The sequence below is a fragment of the Oceanospirillum sediminis genome, assembly GCF_014164585.1.
GTDB classification, from domain to species: Bacteria; Pseudomonadota; Gammaproteobacteria; order Pseudomonadales; family Halomonadaceae; genus Oceanospirillum; species Oceanospirillum sediminis.
Window position 1 is genome coordinate 1 of record NZ_JACJFM010000375.1, and the last position, 304, is coordinate 304.

Sequence of the window (304 nt, forward strand, 5' to 3'; positions counted from 1 at the left end):
AATGAAGTTATAGCATCAACACATATGGAAGTTTTTGAAGGAGATGCACTAGAGCGTCTAAAACAATCTAGAATCATTGCTTTTACGCTTGTAATGCAACCAGGTGAAGCCATTAATCAGGACACTCCGGGGGAAATTAGTGTAAAATCCAAAGGCGTTTTTTCTTTAAATATCGATTAATGCGTTCTCAACAACTTTTCATTCTCATGGTTTTTTTGGCTAGTTTTTCCTTTGGGCAAAATAAACAAGTGCTTTATGGATTTTCTGAAGTACCTCAATCCTTACTATTAAACCCTGGAATGCA

1 protein-coding gene is annotated in these 304 nt (G+C 35.9%); it reads left to right on the forward strand.

Going from position 1 to position 304, the window contains the following annotated elements; all coding sequences use genetic code 11:
• On the forward strand, window positions 1-180 hold a 180-nt coding region (locus H4O21_RS28935), incomplete at its 5' end, for a hypothetical protein (protein ID WP_182812802.1).
• Window positions 181-304 lie beyond the last annotated feature (124 nt).